The following is a 19,997-nucleotide window of genomic DNA, read 5'->3' as shown; positions in this document are numbered from 1 at the left end:
CGGCCATGTTCCGCATCAGGCCGATCAGCAACCGAATGTCCCCAAGCTTTCCTGAACACATCCCATCTCTCCAGCGCATGACATTTGGCGGAAACTGGAACCGCATTGGACGGCAAGGACGAAGCCATCCGGGTCGCAGCGATTGCCGCAATCAGCCGGATCAGCCGCCCCGAACCATTTTCCACGCTTCACCGGCAGGCCAGAACCCGCCGCTTCCCGCTGCTTCCGATTTTCCTGTCATGACCCGGTGGACAGCGACAAAGCTGCGCCGCCATCATGGAGCGCACCCCGCCGGCATGGTCCGCCTGTCGATCGCTGAATGCGAACTCCATATCCCCATCCCGTCATAATATTATGGTCAGAATATTACATACCGTAGTTTCGAATTCAAGAGGCTTTGCCGAGGGAGCTTCATTTTTCTCCGGATGACGGGGCGGGCAGTTTCACCTAGGGTGCGCCGCATGACAGCCGCCCTGAACGATTCTCCGGCATCGACCGAGCGCTTCGCCGCCCGGCGCAACCATATTCTGGAAGTCGGCGCGCGCATGATCAACGAACGCGGGTTGAAGGGGCTTTCGCTGGGCGCGGTGGCGGAGGAGATCGGAATCGGCGGCACCGGCGTCACCTATTATTTCAAGCGGAAGGAGATGCTGGCGGAGGCCTGCTACGACCGGTCGCTGGACGCGCTGGAAGACCAGTTGCTCGAAGCCGCGAAGCAGCCCGATCTGGCATCGCGCATTTCCCGGCTGATCCGGTCGGCCTTCGCGGAATTGCGGAGAGACGGCCACGAACGCCCCCGCACCCTTGCCCTGCTCAACGAGATGCGGGCGATGGACGATCTTTCGCGTGCGCGGCTCATCCGCCGCTATCTTGCCGTCTTCCGGGTGGCGCGTGGCTTTTTCGACATGCCGGACACGGTACCCGGCAAATTGGCGGAGATCATGCGCAGCCATATCCTGCTGGAAACCGTGCATGATCTGCCGCGATGGCTCGAACGCTATGCGGTCGAGGAATATGACCGCGTGGCCGACAGCCTCATCGACCTGCTGCTGTACGGCATTTCGCCGGATGCGGCCGCGCCCGATCCGGGCGTTTTCTCCGGCTTCGATGAAGACGCATCCCAGCGGGACCGCTTCCTGGGCGCGGCCACCATGCTCATGAACGAACGCGGCTATCGCGGCGCGTCGGTGGACCGGATCGCCGCGGCGCTGAAGGTCACGAAGGGCAGTTTCTATCACCATATCGATGCGAAGGACGATCTGGTCCTTGCCTGTTACCGGCGCAGCCTGGACGTGATCGGCCATGCGCAGAATGGCGCGCTGCTGCGGCCCGCACCCTTTCTGGGGCGACTCGCCAACGCCTTCGGCAGCCTGATCTCGCTTCAGCTTGGCGACGGCACCCCCCTGTTGCGCTCGACCGCGCTTGCGGCATTGCCCCCGGAACTGATGCAGGAGGCCGTGGACCGTTCCAGCAAGGTCGCCCGCCGCTTCGCCGGCATGGTGATCGACGGCATGGCGGACGGCAGCATCAGGCCCGTCGATCCGCTGATTGCCGGACAATATATCATGTGTTTCCTCAACGCCGCCTTCGAATTGAGGAAGGTCAGCCGGCGCGTCCGAATCGAGGAAGCCGTCAATCTCTACTCGTCGATCCTTTATTGCGGCATGGCTGGACCGACGCCACTGGCCGACAACTGAACGCCAGTCGGCTCTTGCCCTGTCGTGGAGGCCTTTAATCTTCCACAGGATCGCTTCTCCCGAGCAGGAGACTATTTCCGCGCGGGAGGCCAGCCGCCGCATCCGCTGCCTGGGCCGATAAGGCCTGGCATATTCCCGCAAGGCGCGCCCTGCCGCCGGAATGCCGTGCCCATGTCCTCCCCGTGCGATGACGACGCCTCCCTGGCTGAAGCGATAAGTGAAGCCTCGCCATAATAGTTCACTTTCTACCTCATGATCAATGTTTTTATAAAAAGTGCACTTTATGTTGACTCATCGATGGTCTTGCTACACGCTCCATCCCCACAAGAGGAGAGGGTGTATGAGTTCCGAGTGCGTAGCGATCGAGCAGATTGGCCGCGTGGCCCTGCTGACCATGCAGTTCAAGCCGCATAATCTGATCGGGTTCGAACTGATCGCGGGACTGTCGCAAGCGCTCGACTCGATCGACCGGGAAAGGACGGGCGCGCTCATCCTGCGCAGTTCGCTGCGCCATTTCTCCGCGGGCGCGGATCTGGGCATGTTCGAGGAACGCCTTGCAAGCGGCAATGCCGACGCCATACCGGACCTCACGGGCTTCATGGCGAAATGGGAGGCCTTTCCCTTGCCGATCGTGGCGGCGGTCCATGGCGTCTGCGTCGGCGGCGGCTTCGAACTGGCGCTCATGTGCGACTATATCGTGGCCGGGGCTTCGGCCAAGATCGGCGCGGTGGAAGCGTCGCTGGGGCTGCATCCGCTGATGGGCGGCGTCCAGCGCCAGGTGCAGCGCGTCGGCGCGCTCAGGGCCAAGGAAATATCGATGCTCGCCCGCCGCTACGACGCGGCGACGCTGGAGCGGTGGAACCTCATCAACCTCGTCGTCGCGGACGACCGGCTGGACCGCACGGCGTTCATGGTGGCGGAGGAGCTGGCGCACGGCCCGACAAAGGCCCATGCCGCGACCAAGAAGCTGGTCCAGCTGACGGTGGACGAGGGCGTCGCCGCCGCCGACGCCGCGATGGCGGACCTGCAGAAGGACATATGGGAATCGGAGGATCTGAAGACCGGCATTGCAGCCTTTCGCGCCTCCGGCCCCGGCGCCGCCAAGTTCGCGGGGCGCTGATCGATGAGCGGTCCCTTGCAAGGCATCAAGGTGGTGGACTTCGCGCGGGTGCTTGCAGGCCCCCTTTGCGGCCGCACCCTGCTCGACCTCGGCGCCACGGTGATCAAGATCGAACCGCCCCGGCCCGACGTGTCCCGCCTCGCTTATCCGCAGGCGCCGGGCATGTCCGGCTATTATGCCCAGCAAAATGCCGGCAAGCGCAACATCAGCATCGACCTCAACGTGCCGGGGGCGACCGAACTCGTACTCCGGCTGTGCGACGATGCCGACATCGTCGTGGAGAATTTCAGGGCCGGCACGCTGGGCTTCTTCGGCCTCGATTATGAGCGGCTCGCGGCGCGCAACCCCAAATTGATCTACGCCTCGATCACCGGCTACGGCCAGGAAGGGCCGTGGCGCGGACGAATGGCCTATGCGCCGGCGGTGCATGCCGAAGCCGGACTGACCTCGCACAGCGTCGGCCATTATGGCAGCCGCCTCTCTGAACCCCGAAGCGACAGCCTGAGCCATGCCGACGTCTATGCCGGAATGCAGGCGGTGATCGCGATCCTCGCCGCGCTCCATCGCCGGTCGGAGACGGGCGAGGGCCAACATATCGACGTCTCCATGGCGGCGACCCTGCTTTCGATCAATGAAAAGGCCCATGTCGACCTCAACGGCTTCGACCTGGGCGCCGAACCCGCGATCCTGGGGGCGACCGATACGCCCTTTTTCGTCGGTCCCGATGGAGAGACGTTCACCGTCGCCGCGAGCCTGGTGGGATCAGCGACCTTCCCCTGGTATGTGCACGCGATGCGCCGGCCCGATCTGGAGGACGATCCCCGGTTTTCGACGGCCGCCGCCAGACAGGCGAACCTCAAGGAACTATACGACATCGTTCAGGACTGGATCTTCACTTTCCCGGACATGGCGGCGCTCGACGCGCAGCTTGACGAAGGGAAGGTCGCGCTGGGCGAACTGCGCTCCATGCGCGAGCTGATCGAGACCGAATGGGCGGATTATTGGGGCGCCACCCAGGAAGTGCCGGACCGCCATGGCGGCACTTACCGCCTGCCGGGGCGGCCGTGGCGCTTTTCCCGCCACGAACTGGCTCCGTTGGGCCGCCCGGCCTTCCAGGGCGAGGACAATCGGGAGATATGCCGGGAAGCCGGTCTTAACGAGGCGGAGATCCTGGCGCTGGAAGCGAGCGGTGCGCTGGTCGCATCCCCGCAGGCAAAAGCGGCGAACGGGCAGGCGGCCTGAGCCGCCGCCTCCTTCCGTCCCGCAGGAGCCGATGGCGCCGGCGGCCGCTCAGCCGGCGATGAGGCCGAGCGTGCGGGCCAGCGCCATCGCCTCCCCTTTCATCGCTTCGGGCGTGATCCCCACCCAGGCGCGATGGTTTCCCTGCGCGAACGCAACCGCGTTCCGGTGATAGAGAAGCGCGTTCACCAGATTCTGGACCGATGCGTCGCGCTGCTTCACGACCTGGGCTGGCGATCCCATGACGATGGAATGGGGCGGGATTTCCGTTCCTTCCGGCAGAAAGCTGTGGCCCGCCACAATGGACCCCCGACCGATCACGCAACCGTCCATGATCGTGGCGCCGATGCCGATAAGACAATAGTCCTGCACTTCGCAGCCGTGGAGCGTGACGCGATGCGTGATCGAGCAATAATCGCCCACGATCGTCGGCTGGCGCGACCCGACATGGATCATCGTGAAATCCTGAATATTGCTGAACCGCCCTATCCGGATCTGCTGATGTTCCGAACGGGCCACGACATTATGCCAAATGCTGCTGCCCTCGCCCACGAACACCTGTCCATAGAGCTGCGCCGACGGCGCCACATAGGCTGCCGCCGTCACATCGATCCTTGAGTCTGCGTCCACTTCCCTCTCCCGCGACATTGCTGCGATCTCGCGGAATATTATCGATATAATTTCATAAAGTCGATATTATTTGAGTCCGCCACGACCTTGGCCCGGCGTCGGTCAGCCGGGCTTTCCCGGCTTATGCGCCGACAGGAATTCGATCAGCACCTCATTCGTTTCCTGCGGACGTTCCTGTTGCGCCCAGTGGCCGGCGCCGGGAATCAGATGCTTTCTCCACAGGTTCGGCACATTATGGGCAAGGGCCTCCAACTCTTCGGCGGCCATTTGAAGCACGCCATCACGTTCTCCTGCCAGGAAAAGCGTCGGCTGCCCGATCTTCGCGCCATCGAGAAAGGGCGTGATCTGCCAATTATGGTCGAGATTGCGGTACCAGTTCGTTGGGCCATGAAAGCCCGAATGCCTGAACTGCTCCACGAAGACATCGAGATCGGCTTCGGTCAGCCAGTCCGGCAGCGTGTCGGGTATGGCGAGATTGTCGACCATCCTCATGGATTTGTCGAATGTGACGAAGCTGGCATCCGGCCGCTTCTCGACGCCTTCGGCAGAGGCTGTATAGTAGATGCCGAGCAGGGCGCGCCTTATGTCTTCTTCCAACTCCCGCTCGACACGGCCGGGCTGCTGGAAATAATCCTGATAGAAATGCTTTTCCTGCGTCGCCAGGTGGAAGCGCGCCGCCGGGCGAACCTTGCGCCGGGGACGGTAGGGCACGCTCAGAAGTCCGATCAGGCGGAACAGGTCAGGCCGCAGCAAGGCCGCAACGGCGGTCAGCGTCGCGCCCCAGTCATGGCCGATCAGACAGGCTTCCTTCTCCCCAAGCGCATCGACCAGACCGACAAGGTCGCCGGTGAGATTGAGGATGTTGTAGCTTCCCACCTCGGTCGGCGCATCGCTATGGCCATAGCCCCGCTGATCCGGCGCGACGACGCGATAGCCCGCCGCCGCCAGCGCCGGCATCTGATGGCGCCATGAATGGCAGCTTTCCGGCCAACCGTGGAGAAGAAGGACCAGGGGCCCCTCGCCCTGCTCGACATAGTGCATCCGGATGCCGTTCGTATGAACGAAGCCATGCTTCAATCCCTGACTCAACTTCTCTCTCCTGGACAATCCGGATCGCGGCCGGGGCCGGCCTTCACCCTCCCGTGATCGGCCGGCGATATTGTGTTTCAGGCCAGCCTATCGCACCGCGCCCGCCGGGAAGTCGATGCTGGCGAGCCTTCCGCTGGTGAGCGATCCGCGCACGCCCTCGCCCGCATTCATATCGTGCGGGAAACCGAGCGGAATGGCGCTGGCCTCATCCAGACGCGCGCGCTGCTCATGCGACAGGGAGACGTCGAGCGCCCCCAGATGGTCGGCCAGTTGCTGACTGGTGCGGGGACCGATGATCGGGATGAGCGGATCGCGGCCGAGCACCCAGGAGAGCGCGACTTGTGCAGCGGGCGCAGAGAGATCGCGCGCCATGTCCAGCAGGCTGTCGAGGATCGCGGTCTTCCTGGCATCGTCCTCGCGCTGGATGACGGCGCCCAGCTTTTGCAGGCGCCCCTCTTCCCCGGCGCGATATTTGCCGGTCAGAAGGCCGCCGCCGAGCGGCGACCAGCCGAAAGCGCCCCAGCCGAAGGCGCGGGCGGCGGGCAGCAGTTCCCGCTCGGAGGTCCGCTCCACCAGGCTATATTCGAACTGGACCGCCGCGACCGGCGCCCAGCCGCGCAATTCCGCGAGCATGGCCGCGGCGGAGACCCGCCAGGCCGGAAAGTTGGAGAAACCGACATACAGCACCTTGCCCGAGCGCACGAGATCGTCCAGGCCGCGGACCAGTTCCTCGATCGGCGTCACCCCGTCCGGATAGTGGACCCAGAGGATGTCGAGACGATCCGTGGCCAGAGCGCGAAGGCTCCTCTCCACCGACTGGAACAGCGCCCGGCGGCTGTTTCCGCTGTCCTGAAGCCCGGCGGTGCGGGAATGAGGCAGGGAGAATTTCGTCGCCAGGACGACGTCGTCGCGATCCTCGCGGATGAGCCTGCCGACGATCTGTTCCGACTGGCCGCCCTGATAGCTGTTCGCCGTGTCCACCAGATTGCCGCCCGCCTCGCGATAGGCGCGGTAGATGGCCGCCGAGGTCGCTTCGTCGGCGCCATGCCCCCAGCCGGTCCCGAAATTGCCGGTGCCGAGCGCCAGTTGAGAGACGCGGAGGCCCGTCCGGCCGAGTATCCTGTATCGCATCGGTAGCTGTTCCTTTCACGCAGAAACGAGAATCGCGGGCACTGCCGCAAGGCCCGGTGCGGTTCGCGCTCCGCCATGCTCCAGCCGCCGGCCTATGCGCGACACGCGCAAGCCGTCGCCTCCAAGGCCGGCCTTTATATTGCACTTGAAATCTTATGCCAGCGCAATTCGCGCGCCATTCAAGCTTTTTAAGGCAGGGAAAGCCGATAACCGGCATGCAAATGCGGTTGCGCTCTTGCAATCATCGAGGAACGGAGATAGCCATTAGATTATATCTGTAATATTATGAGAGGTGGAGCCATGGCGTTCGAGGATCATCCTACCGTGCGTGCCCTGCGCGAGCAGGAGGGAGTCGAGACCGTCGAAAAGGTGTCCGCGGCCCTTCTGAAAGAGATCGCGCTGGAATGCGGCGCCGCGGATGTCGGCCTTGTGGAACTCAGCCGCCCGTCGCTGGCCCCGCAAATCCCCTATATCCAGAAGGTCTATGCCAAGACGAAGACGCTTCTGGCGATCGTCTGCCGGATGAACGAGTGGCCGGTGCGTTCGCAGACGCGATCGGTCGCGAACGAAGAATTCCATGCCACCTACGACCATGTGAACGAAGCATGCCGCGAGATCGTGCGCGAACTCACGCGCCGCGGCATTCCGGCCTGCAACGCCATCGCCGCCTTCCCGATGGAGCTGGACCAGCCGAAGATCATGATGGTGCAGCACAAGCCCGTGGCCGTCGAGGCGGGACTGGGGCATATGGGCGTGCATCGCAGCGTGATCCATCCGAAGTTCGGCAGCTTCGTCCTGCTGGGGACGGTCCTTCTGGGCGTGGAGGTCGACGAATATGACCAGCCGGTCGACTATAATCCTTGCCTGGGCTGCAAGCTGTGCGTCGCCGCCTGCCCGGTGGGCGCCATCAAGGCGGACGGCGCGTTCGACGCCATGACCTGCTACACCCATAATTATCACGACTTTACCGGCAATTTCCTGAACTGGGTCGAAAATGTCGTCGAGGCCAAGGACAAGGCCGACTATCGCAAGCGCATTCCGCCGAGCGAGAACCAGTTGCTCTGGCAGTCGCTGTCCTTCAAGCCGCAATATAAGGCCGCCTATTGCATTTCGGTCTGTCCGGCCGGGGAGGAAGTCATTTCCCCCTTCCTTCGGGATCGCAAGACCTATGTCGAAGACGTGGTGAAGCCTCTTCTGGACAAGGAAGAGGTGCTCTATGTCGTCAAGGGCACGGATGCCGACGAAAGCGCGCCGCGCAAATTCCCGCACAAGACGATCAAGCATGTCCGGGCCGGCCGCATCACGACCAGCCTGATGGGCCATCTCTTCGCGCTGCGGCTCAGCTTCCAGCGCGGGGCGGCGCGGAAACTCAACCTCACCAGCCATTGGACCTTCGAGGATGCAAAACCGCATCTCGTCACGGTCCGCATCGCCGGCAAGCAGCTCGACATCAGCGATCGCGGCCATATCGAGGAGGCCGACTTCAAGGTCTGGGTCAAGCTGGAACGGTGGTACGACTATCTCAACATGCTGTGCGAGCTGGACGACCTTTTCGAGGAAGGCTCCATCCGCCTGGAGGGAGAGCGCAGCCAGCTGGACGCCTATCTCGCCTGCTTCCCCTTCTAGGGCCAACCGACATTCAGAAGATGACGAGCTGCAAATGGCGGCTTTCCGCCTGAACGATGCGACGACAGAAGTGGGAGCGTGCGGCCTGCATCCGATCAAGGCAGCGCGCTCGAGGCGGCACGTGGGAAGCCGGTTCATGCTCTCATGGAGCATGAACCGGCTTCCCACGTGCCTGCTACCTGCTCAATCGGACAATGAAACCCATTATCCGGCGAATGATGCGCTACCTGTCTGCATCGAAGCGCACCGTGGCGGTCACGGAGAGGCCGGGCCGCAGATCCGCAAGGCCCTTTTGCCCCGGATCGAGGCTGATGCGGACGGGTATGCGCTGGACGATCTTGGTGAAGTTGCCAGTGCCGGGTTCGAAGGGCAACAATGAGAAGGTGGACCCGGAGCCCGGTGCCAGGCTCTCCACACGGCCCGCCAGCGTCTGGCCCAGCGCATCGACATGGACCTTCGCCCGCTGGCCGACGCGCATGTAGCGCACCTGCGTTTCCTTGAAGTTCGCGGTGACATAGATGGCTTGCAACGGCACGACGTTCAGGAGCCGCGTTCCCGCTTCCACATAGTCTCCCACGCGCACGCGGCGGTTCCCCACCACACCCTCTATGGGCGCGACGATGAGAGCGTGCCTTTGATCCTGAAGGGCAAGGTCGAGACCCGCCCGCGCCTGAAGCCTTTTCGCTTCGGCCTTCTGCAACGCCGCCAGAAGCACGGGTCGCCGTGCCGAGGTCACACTGGCTTCACTGCCCGACACCGCCAGCAGGGCCTGGGCGCGTGCGGCCCCCTGTTCGGCCGTCACCGCCGCGGTCCGATAGACTTCCGCATCATGCCGGGATACCGACCCGCTGTCGGCAAGCGCTTCATAGCGGCGCCGGTCCGCCGCGGCCTGCTGGGCCTGGGCCGATGCCGAACGAATATCCGTCCGGGCGGCGGCCATGCTGGCCCGCGCCAGCGCTTCATCGGCATCCAGGCTGCGAAGCGCGGCGCGGGCCGAGGCGACGTCCGCCTCCGCATCGGCAAGATTGGCCCGCGCGCTCGCCACCTTGGCGTCGAATTCCTCCGCATCGATGCGCACCAGGGGCGCGCCGGCACGAACCGCCTGATTGTCATGGACCAGCACCTGCGCAACCAGCCCGCGGACTCGCGGCGCGACGCTCGTCGCGTCGGCCGCCGTATAGGCATTGTCGGTGCTTTCCTTGGTGGGAGGAGACGCAATCCAATAGGCTCCGCCGGCCGCCAGCACGACCGCCGCCACCGCACCGGCGCGCGCGCTGCGCCCGAATTGACGCTTCGGCGCGGGTTCGGGCGCGGACGGCGCGGCCGCGGAAGGCGACAGCCCTATATCCTCACTCCTGTCGCGCGGCCGCTCAGCCAGATCCTGTGCGTCCATATATGTCCCTTTGTTGGCGGCCGAACGTGACCGGCGCTTGATCATATTATGATCATAATATATATGGCGGCCATCATCCGTCAAGCGGGACAGCAGCGATCATGCCCTTGATCAGGGATTTGCAGGCATTCGGGCAGGACTGGTCGGACAATCCGGCCGAAATGCCGACATCGAGAAAGTTCATGATCTTCTGGGTCATGGCCACCGGCCTGTTCATGGCGCTGTTCGACATTCAGATCGTCGCCGCGTCCCTGAACGATGTGCAGGCAGGGCTTGCCGCCGGTCCGGATGAGATCAGCTGGGTCCAGACATCCTATCTGATGGCTGAAATCGTGATGATCCCCCTGTCAGGCTATCTGACGCGCGCGATCTCCACCCGGTGGCTCTTCACCTGCTCCGCAGGCCTGTTCACGCTGTCGAGCCTGTTGTGCGGGCTGTCCTGGAACATCGAATCGATGGTGGCGTTCAGGGCGCTTCAGGGATTTACCGGCGGCGCGATGGTGCCGCTCGCCTTCGCAACCGGCTTCACGATCTTCACGGGCAAGCAGCTCACGCTGATCCCCGCGATCCTCGGCGGCGTCGGTGTCATCGCGCCCACCCTGGGACCGACGGCGGGCGGCCTGGTGACGCAGGCGCTCGACTGGCGGTGGCTTTTCTTCATCAACATCCTGCCGGGCACCGTCGTCACGATCCTGGCCGCCGCGATCATCCGGGTGGATCGCGCCGACGTCGCCATGCTCAAGCGGATCGACTGGAGCCATTTCGCGGCGATGGCGATCATGCTCGGCGGCCTGCAATTCGTGCTCGAAGAAGGGCCGCGGAAGGATTGGTTCGGTGACAGCGGGGTCAGGCTGGCGGGCTGGTTCGCGCTCGTCGCCGCGATGCTGTTTTTCCACCGGTCGGCCTTCTCCGCCAATCCCATCGTCCGCCTCTCTCCTTTCCGCCGGCCGATCTTCGCCTTCTCCTGCATCTTCAGCTTCGTCATCGGCTTCGGTTCCTATTCCTCCATCTATCTGATGCCGGTCTATCTCGGCCGGGTGCGCGGCTATGACAGTCTTCAGATCGGAACGACGGTCTTCGTGGTGGGTCTGGCGCAAATATTGGGGACGATGGTGGCGGCCCGCCTGTCCCAGAAAATCGATCCGAGGCTGATGATCGCCGCGGGAATTCTGTTGTTCGCGACGAGCCTTCGCATGACATCGGAGATGACGAGCCAGTGGGGATTCTGGGATCTGGCCTTGCCCCAGGGGCTGCGCGGCCTGTCCATGCTGCTATGCCTGGTCCCGGCGATGAACATGGCGCTGGGCGGGGTCACGCCGGAAGAACTTCCCTTCGCCTCCGGTCTCGTCAATCTGTTGCGGAATCTGGGCGGGGCGGTCGGCATTGCCGTCGTCAACACGCAGTTGCAGGACCATGCCCGCATCGCCACGCTCCGCCTGGGCGAGGCGATGGGAGGAAATCCGGCCGCGAGTACCGACGCGATCCTGCAACTGACGGCGCGGATGCGGGCGTTCACGACTGACCCGCTGGAGGCGGTGATGCTGGCGCAGGGCTATTTCGGCAGGATCGTCGGTCGGGAGGCGCTGACGATCGCCTTTGACGATGTCTTTCGGCTGATGTCCTGGGTTTTCCTGATCGCCCTGCTGCTCGTCCCGTTCTGCCGACCGCCGCGAAACGCCTCCCGCCCGCCTGCAAACGCCGCCGCCCATTAGAGGAGAGTATTTTTTGAGGACCATATCGATACTCGTCGCGGCCGGCATTCTGGGCGGCTGCACCGTTGGCCCGGACTATCGGCGCCCGGAAGTCGCGCTGACGCCATCGTTCAAAATGGGTCCGGTCGCCCCGGCGGCGGACGACAGATGGTGGATGCGCTTCAACGACCCGCTTCTGAACCGGTTGGTCGAAACGGCGCTGTCGCAGAATCTGGAGATCGCGGCGGCCGCCGCGCGCCTTGATCAGGCGCGGGCCGTCGCCAGCCGGGAGGGGGCCGCCCTGCTCCCCTCGGCGGGGCTGGACGGAAGCTTCGACCGCAACCGGCAATCGCTGCTCTCCCCGATCGGCACGATAAGGGAGAGGTTCGGCCAGCCGCGCGACTATTCGCTTTATCAACTGGGCGCACGGGCATATTGGGAGATCGACCTTTTCGGCGGCCTGCGGAGGGGACGGGAAGCCGCAAGGGCCGATTTCCATGGCGCCGCGGCAGACGCCGGAGCCGTGCGCCTCAGCATCGCGGCCGAAGTGGTGGACGCCTATCTGCAATTGCGGGGCTTGCAGGCGAGGCTCGCCATCGCGCAGCAGCAGGTGGAGACCGAGAGTCAGCTTTTCGGGCTGGTGCGGCAGCGGCTGGCCCAGGACCTGGTGTCCGATCGCGAAGTCAATCGTGTCGCGGGCGAACTGGAAGGGCTTCGGGCGGCGCTCGCACCCCTGCGCGCCGGCATCGCCGGGCAGCTCAACCGGATCGACGTGCTGACGGGGTACCAGGCCGGTACCGATCCGGCCGGCCTGTCGACGGCTGCCGCCATTCCCATCGCCCCCGATCCGGCAGGCAGTTCGGAACCGGCGCAGTTGATGCGGCGACGGCCCGATGTGGTCGCAGCCGAACGGCGTCTGGAAGCGGCCAATGCCCGGATCGGGCAGGCGCTGTCGGAATATTATCCCAAGCTCTCCCTGTCCGGACTGCTGGGCTTTGCGAGCGTCGGAACCGGCAATCTGTTCACCTCCGACGGCGTGCAGGCGATCGGGTCGGCCGGGCTACGCTGGCGGCTTTTCGACTTCGGCCGGGTCGACGCCGATGTCGCGCGGGCGCGCGGAAGCGAGGCCGAGGCGCTTGCCCGTTATCGCGGCTCCGTCCTGCGCGCAACGGAGGAGGTCGAAAGCGCGCTGGCGCAGCTTGTCGAGGGCCGCAAGGAAGCGGCGGCCCGGGAGAAGCAGGTGGCGGCCCTCGCCAAGGCGCGGGACCAGGCGCGCAACGCCTATGCGGGCGGAGCGATCTCGCTGATCGACGTGCTGGACGCGGACAGGGCCCTGCTCAGCGCGTCCGATGCGCTCGCAGACGTGCAGGCGGGCAATGCCCGCGCCAGCGTCGCGGCCATTCGCGCCCTGGGCGGCGGGTGGAAGGAGGATAGCTGAATGGGCAGGAAGGTCCTACAGAAGCAGAAAAGCCATGCGAGAATCTTGGACGAGGCGGCGGCGGTGATGCGGCAGCAGGGTTGCCAGGGCATCAGCGTCGCCGACCTCATGCAGAGGGCGGGGCTCACCCATGGCGGCTTCTACAATCACTTCAGGACGCGCGACGATCTTGTAGCCGAAACCGTCGATCGCATGTTCAGGGACAGCCTTGGCCTGCGCGAAAAGTGTCTGAGCCGCCGGGATATTGCAAAGGGCCTTTCCCTTCTCATCGACGTCTATCTGTCGGAAGGCACGAAGGATGCGCCTCAGCGCGGCTGTCCCCTTCCCGCCCTCGCCAGCGAGGCGCCGAGAATGCCGGCGGATGCCCGGACGCGGTTCAGCGCCGGGATCGAGAATTTCCTTCGGGAAATGACCCGCGCCTTCGAAGCATTGGGCAGGCCCCAGCCCGCCCGTCTCGCTGCATCCGTGCTGGGTGAGATGGTCGGCGCCATGTCCCTGGCGCGGGCAGTGGCTGATGAGGAGGCGGGCAAGGAGATCCTGCGGTCGTCGAGGCAGCTTTTGAAGGACCGCCTCGACCTCGACTGATCGCCCGCCTCTCCAATCGCCTCAAGCGATCTCCCTGAGGAAGGACAGGATGCTTTCGCTGACCGTTGCGGGCGCCTCCTGCTGTGCCCAATGACCGATGCCGGGGATGACCACCGTCTTGCGCAGGTTCGGAAGGGTGTTCGAAAGAGATTCGATAAGTCCGCGATACATGTTGTACACGCCATCCTTCTCACCGATGACGAAAAGGGCGGGCTGCTGGACGATGGCGCCCTGGAACGGGGACATCAGGGCCCAGTTGCGGTCGATGTTGCGGTACCAGTTCAGCGGTCCGGTAAAGCCGGAGGCCTTGAACGCCTCCGTATAGAAATGGAGGTCATCGGCCGTGAGCCATGGCATGTCCCCGGTCGGTTCCCAAAGCGATTCGATGGTGCCTTCCGCGCCTATGACGCCGCCCCAGGGCTGCTCCGGTCCGCCGGAAAGCGTCCAGAGGAACCGGCGCATGCTGGTTTCCGGATCTGCCGCCAATTCCGCGTCGGCCCGGCCGGGTTCCTGGAAATAGAGCTGGTAAAAGCCGGTGCGGCCGGCGCGGCGGGCGGCCTCCACCCCGCTCATCGGGCCGCGCGGCATGAACGGGACGCTCAACGCGCCCACCGCATGAAAGCGATCCGGACGGAGCAGCGCCGTATTCCAGGCGACCGGCGCGCCCCAGTCATGCCCGATGATCGTCGCGCTTTCGATTTCGAGCGCATCCAGCAGCCCCACCATGTCACCGACCAGATGGAAGATGGAATAATCCGCGACATCGTCCGGCGCCGAAGTCCGTCCATAGCCGCGCATGTCCGGCGCGATCGCCCGATAGCCGGCATCGGCCAGGTCGACGAGCTGGTGCCGCCACGAATACCAGCTCTCCGGAAAACCATGGCAGAAGATGACCGGCCGCCCCTGCCCCGCCTCAGCCACATGAATGTCTATCCCATTGGCCCTGACGCTGTGCTGCCTGATTTTCGGATCGATCATCGACATACTCCCTTTGCGGCGCCGACTCCTGCGCGCTGATTATATTATGCTCGTAATTTGAATAGAGGGGACATTCAACCGGAGATTGGCAACCGGAGATTGGCCGATGTCCTGGCGCGCGGGCGGCGGGGAAAGCTTTTCCGCCGCCGCCCGGCCATGTCCATCCTCAGACACGTTCCAATATGGTGGCGATCCCCTGACCGCCGCCGATGCACTGGGTCGCGAGCGCGTAGCGGCCGCCTTCGCGCCGCATGATCTGCCCCGCCTTCGCAGTGATGCGCGCGCCCGTGGCGCCAAGGGGATGCCCGATGGAGATGCCGCCGCCATCGATGTTCACCCGTTCGCGGGCAATGCCGAGTTCGTCGAGACACGCGACCGCCTGGCTCCCGAAAGCCTCGTTGATCTCGACCACATCGATGTCGGAGATGCTGAGGCCTGCGCGCTCCAGCGCCTTGCGCGTCGCGGGAACCGGCCCCATCCCCATATATTCCGGCTCGACCCCCGCTACGGCCACGGACCGGATGACTGCGATGGGTTCCAGGCCATGCTGCCGCGCGAAATCCTCCGAAGTGACGAGCGTCGCCACCGCTCCGTCGGTGAGCGGAGAGGCGGTCCCGGCGGTCACGGTGCCGTCCTCGCGAAATGCGGGCTTCAGGGCCGCAAGCCCTTCCAGCGTGGTGGCGGGGCGGAGGCACCCGTCCGTCTCGACCACAAGGCCGTCCGGCAGACTCACCGGCACGATCTCGTCCTTCAGGCGCCCGCCCGCCTGGGCGGCGGCGGCCTTCTGCTGCGACTGGAAGGCCAGTTCCTCCTGCCGTTCACGCGAAATCCCGTAGCGGCGGGCAACATTCTCCGCGGTCTCGCCCATCGGGATATAGGCATCGGGAAAGCCCTCCCCATCCGGCAGGCCGTGCCGTTCCAGACGCGGATTGGGCGAGGGATTGGCCCCGCCCTGCGGCACCATCGACATGCTCTCGACCCCGCCGCAAATGAATGCCTGACCCGCGCCGATGCCGATCTGCCCGGCGGCGATGTGAATGGCGTACATCGAAGATCCGCAGAACCGGTTCACCGTCGCCCCGCCCAGTTCGACCGGCAAGCCGGCGAGGACCGATGCGACCCGCGCCACATTGTTGCCCTGGGCCGCCTCGGGATAGGCGCAGCCAAGCAGCACGTCCTCGATCAGCCGGGGGTCCAGCCCGGTCCGCTCGACCAGCGCAGAGATGGCGAGCGCCGCCAGATCGTCGGGCCGCACCCCGGCAAGCGCGCCTTTCCGGGCGAAAGTGAACGGGGTCCTCGCAAAGCCCGCTATGACGACTCGTGACATGATATGTTCTCCTCTCTGCGCGCCGTCATGATCCAAGGCGCGTCACCCTCATAATATTATGTTCATAATATTACAATGGCAAGGATGGCATGGCCATGGGCTTGCATTGTTTCCACAAGCGCCTCCAACCGGACCAAAGACCCGGATCATGAGCGATCCTCAAGACCATCCCGACAAAAGCTCGGTCGAAAAGGGGCGGAGATGAAGCCATGTTCCGGCCAGAGGAGACATGGCATGGCATTGGCGGACGGCATGAAGCTCGGGTTCATTCTGCATGGCGTGGGGCGGGGCTGGAACAGTTGGCGCCACCCCGACGCGGTGATCGACGGCAGCACGAATATCGACCTCTATGTGGAGCAGGCGCAACTTGCGGAGAAGGGCAAGTTCGACTTCGTCTTCGTCGCTGACAGCCTGCAGATCGACGCCAAGTCGATGCCCCATTATCTCAGCCGTTTCGAACCGGCCACGATCCTGTCGGCACTCGCCACCGTGACGCGGGACATCGGCCTCGTCGGGACGTTCACGGTCAGCTATACCGAGCCGTTCAACCTTGCCCGGCAGCTTGCCTCGCTCGACAAGCTGAGCAAGGGGCGTGCCGGCTGGAACGTGGTGACATCCTGGCTGGACGGGACGGCCGCCAATTTCGGCCGTGACCATCATATCGACCATGCCGACCGCTACCGGCTGGCCGCGGAATATGTAGCCGTCGCAAAGGGGCTTTGGGACAGTTATGAGCCCGGGGCGCTCGTCGGGGACAAGGCCAATGGCGTCTTCCTGAAGCCCGGGGCCCTGCATGAGCTCAATCATGTCGGTGAGTTCTTCAAGGTTCGCGGGCCGCTGAACCTGGACCGCACGCCGCAGGGGCATCCCGTGATCTTCCAGGCCGGCACGTCGGACGACGGCCGCGCCTTTGCAGCCAGCCATGCCGACGCGATATTCAGCCTGCCGCGCAGCAAGGAGAAATCCATCGCCTACCGCGCCGACCTGCGGGCACGCGCCAGGGCAGCGGGCCGGGACCCCGACAAGCTGTTCGTCTTCGCCGGCATCTCGACCCTCGTGGGCGCGACGGAGGATGAAGTGCGCCGCCTCAATGAGGAACGCAATTCCTACAACTCGATCGAGAATGCGCTCTCGTCGCTCGGACAGTCGTTCAACGACTACGACTTCTCGCAACATCCTCTGGACGCGCCTTTCCCGGCGGTGAAGGAGGAATGGCTGAACAGCAGCATGGGCAATGTCCTGGAGGTGATAAAGGCGGTCCAGGAGGAGAATCTGACGCTGCGGGAAACCGCGCTTCGGTTCGGGCGTCCTCTCGACAGCTTCGACGGCACGCCGGAAGCCGTGGCGGACAAGATGGAGGAATGGCTCACCGACGGAGCGGTCGACGGGTTCATGCTGGGCCAGGCCCTGCCCGGCCAGTTGAAGGTCTTCGTGGAGACGGTCGTACCGGTCCTTCAGAAGCGCGGCCTGTTCAGGACGGAATATGAGGGTTCGCTGTTCCGCGACCGCCTCGGCCTGCCGGTTCCCGCGAACCGGTACACGGTCGAACAGGTCGATCCGGAACGCGCCTCCGCGGCCTAGAGCGATTTCCAAGCGACAGGAACCGATCGCTGGCCAAGAAAGGTCTGGAACGGCGATCGGATCCAATCAGATCGAAATCCGCCGGACAACGCATGCTTTTGGAACATGCTCCTTACGGGAGCATGTTCCGTCGATCCTGATGTTGGGTGCAGCTCTTCAAAGCGGGTGGAGCGGTCTCTTGACCGGCGACCGATCACGATCCCCTGCACATGGCTTCAAGCGGCGCGGCCGCCCACGCCGCTGTCGGTGATGATCTGGCCGATCGTGTTCGCCAGCCGCTCGACGCCGCCGTGCACGGTCCGGCGACGGCGCATGATGTACGAGACGTTCGGGAGTTGCGGCAGCGCTCCGGCGATGATCGGCAGGTCGTTGCCGGCGAAGAGGGCCGTTCTGGTCGTCAAGGCCATTCCCCGCGCGACGGCGAGCTTGAGCACCGACAGATCCTCCGTCTGCATGAGGATATGATAGGGCCGCTCCGCCGCCTGGAGCGCAGTGAGCGCGGCCTCCCGGAAACGGCATGGCGCATTGAGCAACGCCAATGGGATGACATCCTGAGCCAGAAGGGCCGGATTTCCAAGCCACAGCATCGGCGCCACGCCAAGGGAACCCGCGTCCCCCTCCTGCCCCATGCAGAACACCACATCCAGCTCGTTGCTTGCAAGCTGGGCCAGCAGTTCCATGGATTTGCCCGACCGTACTTCCAGGTCGACGTCACCATGCTCCCCGGCGATCCTGCTGAGGACGCCGCCCAGGAAAGCGTCCGCGAAATCCTGGACGAAGCCCAGTCTCACGGGGCCGAGCAACGCCTCCCCGCCGATGGCGACGACGGCCTGATCATTGGCCTCCAACACCGCGCGCGCATGGCGGAGAAACTCGCTTCCCTCAGCCGTGAGCGTCAGGCCGCGGGCGTCCCGATGGAAAAGGGACAGTTGCAGCAGGTCTTCCAGCCGCTTCATCTGGAGGCTGAGAGCCGACGCCGTCACGGGAACACGCTCGCTCGCCTTCTGCATCGAGCCGGAATCGACAATCACCGTGAAGCTGCGAACCAGATCGATGGGCAGGTTCCTGAGCAAATTCGACACCTCCGCAAGGGCCGGCAAGGCGAATGGCGGCCGGCTCCGTCAACGGGACTCCACGGCGTCGAAGCCTGCGGCCAGGTCGATGCCCTGCCCGTTCCGGCCTGTGATATGGAATCGCCGCACCGTTATCTTTTGCGTTTCGATGACCTTGTCGTCAATCGGCACCGGCGTCCAGCGCAGGCGTTCCGCCGTATAGGCCGCGACGTCCGGCGGCACATTGGTTTCCCGAACGAGTATCTGCGCCCATTCCCTGGAATGCTTGTTGGCCCATGATTGCGCCCTGCCATAACGGCGCGTGAAATCAGCGATAAGGTCGCGCTTCGCCTTCAACGAACTTTTGGTCGAAATCTGGAACATATAGGCTGTATTGCCCGTGTTCGCATAGGTCAGCACCCGCGCCTTCTGGTGGAGTACCGCCATCGCCAGATAGGGAATCCAGATCGCCAGCGCATCGAGATCGCCGTTGCGGAACGCGGTAAGACCCTCGCTGGGCGTCAGGAAGCTGATCTTGACGTCTTCGGGCTTGAGGCCGGCCTGTTCCAGCGCCTGGAGCAGGACGGAATGACCCGCCGTTCCGCGGGTCGTGCCGATCCTCTTCCCCCGCAAGTCCCTGCCCGTCCGTATCGAAGATCCGTTGGGCACGACGACGGCCGCCACTTGCTGATTGTCCCCGCCGCTCAGCGCCTGCACGGCCCTGAGTTCCGGGTTGCTGCCATAGGCGAACAGGAAGGCATTGGCGCTGGCAGCGCCGACGTCCACGGCGCCCGCGGAAATCGCCTCGATCTGCGGAGGGGCGCTGGGAAACTCCGACCACTCCACCTTATATGGCAGGTGGTCGAGTTCGCCTGCCGCCGTCATCATCGCCCGGGTGCCCCCGCGCTGACCCGCGACGCGCAGGATCTGTTGATCCCCATCCGCCCGGCCGCAGCCCGAAAGGGGGACCATGGCGAGGCATGAGAGCATAAGCGCCGCCGAAAGCCGCCACGATGCTGCTCGTTCAAAAATCGCGCCCGGCACATTCGACTCCTCGTTCGGCCTGCGACGCTTCGGATCGTCCCACCTGGCCCTGTATGGAGTCCTGCTGCCTAAACATGGGCGCAAACAGCCGCAATTGAACAAGATTTGGGCGGCGCATGAGCGATGCTCAGCATGTCTGGGAGGCTATGAGATAAATTAAACTATAGATCAGGATTTTCAATATAAACGATGATTTGCGCGCCTAATCCACCCCATGAGAATTGATCGCTAAAATCCGCGCCAATCCTGTGCCAACGGGCCACGCGGAATTGAGCTTTCTTATTCTGCAATTCTCACCGGCATCGCCTCTCTTCGATAGCGACGGGCAGAATTATTATTCGGACATGTGGGGGAAGAATGATGGAATCGACTGGAC

General features: G+C 64.2%; 17 protein-coding genes. 9 read left to right on the top strand and 8 right to left on the bottom strand.

What is annotated here, in order from left to right:
- Window positions 1-105 precede the first annotated feature (105 nt).
- From A0J57_RS26335 to A0J57_RS09115, 4 genes are all read left to right on the top strand, one after another.
- Window positions 106-243 carry a hypothetical protein gene (locus A0J57_RS26335; RefSeq protein ID WP_158298517.1) on the top strand — a complete coding sequence of 46 codons (138 nt, stop codon included), beginning with the start codon at window positions 106-108 and terminating at the stop codon, window positions 241-243.
- Window positions 244-461: 218 nt separating this feature from the next.
- The gene (locus tag A0J57_RS09125; protein WP_061935201.1) at window positions 462-1,697 is read left to right on the top strand and encodes a TetR/AcrR family transcriptional regulator; all 1,236 of its coding nucleotides are present in this window, start codon (window positions 462-464) and stop codon (window positions 1,695-1,697) included.
- A gap of 340 nt (window positions 1,698-2,037) precedes the next feature.
- A complete protein-coding gene (locus tag A0J57_RS09120) occupies window positions 2,038-2,817 on the top strand; it encodes an enoyl-CoA hydratase/isomerase family protein (RefSeq protein ID WP_061935199.1) in 780 nt (259 codons plus the stop codon).
- Between the two features lie 3 nt (window positions 2,818-2,820).
- Window positions 2,821-4,059 (top strand): CaiB/BaiF CoA-transferase family protein, encoded by a 1,239-nt coding sequence (locus tag A0J57_RS09115; RefSeq protein ID WP_061935197.1) that lies wholly within the window; start codon window positions 2,821-2,823, stop codon window positions 4,057-4,059.
- Window positions 4,060-4,107: 48 nt separating this feature from the next.
- Here A0J57_RS09115 and A0J57_RS09110 read toward each other — a convergent pair whose 3' ends face one another.
- From A0J57_RS09110 to A0J57_RS09100, 3 genes are all read right to left on the bottom strand, one after another.
- Window positions 4,108-4,686 (bottom strand): gamma carbonic anhydrase family protein, encoded by a 579-nt coding sequence (locus A0J57_RS09110; protein WP_201030930.1) that lies wholly within the window; start codon window positions 4,684-4,686, stop codon window positions 4,108-4,110.
- Window positions 4,687-4,788: 102 nt separating this feature from the next.
- A complete protein-coding gene (locus A0J57_RS09105; protein ID WP_201030929.1) occupies window positions 4,789-5,775 on the bottom strand; it encodes an alpha/beta fold hydrolase in 987 nt (328 codons plus the stop codon).
- An 87-nt stretch (window positions 5,776-5,862) separates the two neighbouring features.
- A complete protein-coding gene (locus tag A0J57_RS09100; RefSeq protein ID WP_061935193.1) occupies window positions 5,863-6,906 on the bottom strand; it encodes an aldo/keto reductase in 1,044 nt (347 codons plus the stop codon).
- A gap of 300 nt (window positions 6,907-7,206) precedes the next feature.
- On the opposite strand from A0J57_RS09100, the gene A0J57_RS09095 reads away from it, so the two are divergent.
- A complete protein-coding gene (locus A0J57_RS09095) occupies window positions 7,207-8,532 on the top strand; it encodes a 4Fe-4S binding protein (RefSeq protein ID WP_076605748.1) in 1,326 nt (441 codons plus the stop codon).
- 223 nt (window positions 8,533-8,755) lie between these two features.
- On the opposite strand, the gene A0J57_RS09090 is transcribed toward A0J57_RS09095, so the two are convergent.
- Window positions 8,756-9,925: an HlyD family secretion protein gene (locus A0J57_RS09090; protein ID WP_101756468.1), complete on the bottom strand. Its 1,170-nt coding sequence runs from the start codon at window positions 9,923-9,925 to the stop codon at window positions 8,756-8,758.
- Window positions 9,926-10,026: 101 nt separating this feature from the next.
- Here A0J57_RS09090 and A0J57_RS09085 point away from each other — a divergent pair, with 101 nt between their 5' ends.
- Genes A0J57_RS09085 through A0J57_RS09075 form a run of 3 tightly spaced genes read left to right on the top strand, consistent with a single transcriptional unit; the run spans window position 10,027 to window position 13,639 of the window.
- Window positions 10,027-11,637: a DHA2 family efflux MFS transporter permease subunit gene (locus tag A0J57_RS09085; protein ID WP_061935189.1), complete on the top strand. Its 1,611-nt coding sequence runs from the start codon at window positions 10,027-10,029 to the stop codon at window positions 11,635-11,637.
- 13 nt (window positions 11,638-11,650) lie between these two features.
- Window positions 11,651-13,054 (top strand): efflux transporter outer membrane subunit, encoded by a 1,404-nt coding sequence (locus tag A0J57_RS09080; RefSeq protein WP_064232660.1) that lies wholly within the window; start codon window positions 11,651-11,653, stop codon window positions 13,052-13,054.
- Window positions 13,055-13,639, top strand: coding sequence for a TetR/AcrR family transcriptional regulator (locus A0J57_RS09075; RefSeq protein WP_061935187.1), 585 nt, complete (start codon window positions 13,055-13,057; stop codon window positions 13,637-13,639).
- A 21-nt stretch (window positions 13,640-13,660) separates the two neighbouring features.
- Here A0J57_RS09075 and A0J57_RS09070 read toward each other — a convergent pair whose 3' ends face one another.
- Together A0J57_RS09070 and A0J57_RS09065 are read right to left on the bottom strand one after the other, a co-directional pair.
- Window positions 13,661-14,617 (bottom strand): alpha/beta fold hydrolase, encoded by a 957-nt coding sequence (locus A0J57_RS09070; protein ID WP_061935246.1) that lies wholly within the window; start codon window positions 14,615-14,617, stop codon window positions 13,661-13,663.
- A 166-nt stretch (window positions 14,618-14,783) separates the two neighbouring features.
- Window positions 14,784-15,944 carry a thiolase family protein gene (locus tag A0J57_RS09065; protein WP_061935184.1) on the bottom strand — a complete coding sequence of 387 codons (1,161 nt, stop codon included), beginning with the start codon at window positions 15,942-15,944 and terminating at the stop codon, window positions 14,784-14,786.
- 234 nt (window positions 15,945-16,178) lie between these two features.
- Here A0J57_RS09065 and A0J57_RS09060 point away from each other — a divergent pair, with 234 nt between their 5' ends.
- Window positions 16,179-17,525, top strand: coding sequence for an LLM class flavin-dependent oxidoreductase (locus tag A0J57_RS09060; protein ID WP_061935182.1), 1,347 nt, complete (start codon window positions 16,179-16,181; stop codon window positions 17,523-17,525).
- Between the two features lie 215 nt (window positions 17,526-17,740).
- Here the strand turns inward: A0J57_RS09060 and A0J57_RS09055 are convergent, their stop codons facing one another.
- Complete coding sequence (locus tag A0J57_RS09055) at window positions 17,741-18,607, bottom strand: LysR substrate-binding domain-containing protein (RefSeq protein WP_235600826.1); 867 nt, start codon at window positions 18,605-18,607, stop codon at window positions 17,741-17,743.
- Between the two features lie 39 nt (window positions 18,608-18,646).
- Window positions 18,647-19,549, bottom strand: coding sequence for an ABC transporter substrate-binding protein (locus A0J57_RS09050; RefSeq protein WP_158298516.1), 903 nt, complete (start codon window positions 19,547-19,549; stop codon window positions 18,647-18,649).
- Window positions 19,550-19,997 lie beyond the last annotated feature (448 nt).

This window comes from Sphingobium sp. 22B (assembly GCF_001580035.1).
Classification (GTDB): Bacteria; Pseudomonadota; Alphaproteobacteria; order Sphingomonadales; family Sphingomonadaceae; genus Sphingobium; species Sphingobium fuliginis.
This window is presented reverse-complemented; position numbering and strand designations above follow the sequence as displayed.

What these genes read in the sequence shown, in the direction of transcription:
- A0J57_RS09125 (WP_061935201.1), top strand. Translation starts at nt 462, where the DNA reads ATGACAGCCGCCCTGAACGATTCTCCGGCATCGACCGAGCGCTTCGCC.
- A0J57_RS09120 (WP_061935199.1), top strand. Translation starts at nt 2,038, where the DNA reads ATGAGTTCCGAGTGCGTAGCGATCGAGCAGATTGGCCGCGTGGCCCTG.
- A0J57_RS09115 (WP_061935197.1), top strand. Translation starts at nt 2,821, where the DNA reads ATGAGCGGTCCCTTGCAAGGCATCAAGGTGGTGGACTTCGCGCGGGTG.
- A0J57_RS09100 (WP_061935193.1), bottom strand. Translation starts at nt 6,906, where the DNA reads ATGCGATACAGGATACTCGGCCGGACGGGCCTCCGCGTCTCTCAACTG.
- A0J57_RS09095 (WP_076605748.1), top strand. Translation starts at nt 7,207, where the DNA reads ATGGCGTTCGAGGATCATCCTACCGTGCGTGCCCTGCGCGAGCAGGAG.
- A0J57_RS09090 (WP_101756468.1), bottom strand. Translation starts at nt 9,925, where the DNA reads ATGGACGCACAGGATCTGGCTGAGCGGCCGCGCGACAGGAGTGAGGAT.
- A0J57_RS09085 (WP_061935189.1), top strand. Translation starts at nt 10,027, where the DNA reads ATGCCCTTGATCAGGGATTTGCAGGCATTCGGGCAGGACTGGTCGGAC.
- A0J57_RS09075 (WP_061935187.1), top strand. Translation starts at nt 13,055, where the DNA reads ATGGGCAGGAAGGTCCTACAGAAGCAGAAAAGCCATGCGAGAATCTTG.
- A0J57_RS09070 (WP_061935246.1), bottom strand. Translation starts at nt 14,617, where the DNA reads ATGATCGATCCGAAAATCAGGCAGCACAGCGTCAGGGCCAATGGGATA.
- A0J57_RS09065 (WP_061935184.1), bottom strand. Translation starts at nt 15,944, where the DNA reads ATGTCACGAGTCGTCATAGCGGGCTTTGCGAGGACCCCGTTCACTTTC.
- A0J57_RS09060 (WP_061935182.1), top strand. Translation starts at nt 16,179, where the DNA reads ATGGCATTGGCGGACGGCATGAAGCTCGGGTTCATTCTGCATGGCGTG.
- A0J57_RS09050 (WP_158298516.1), bottom strand. Translation starts at nt 19,549, where the DNA reads ATGGTCCCCCTTTCGGGCTGCGGCCGGGCGGATGGGGATCAACAGATC.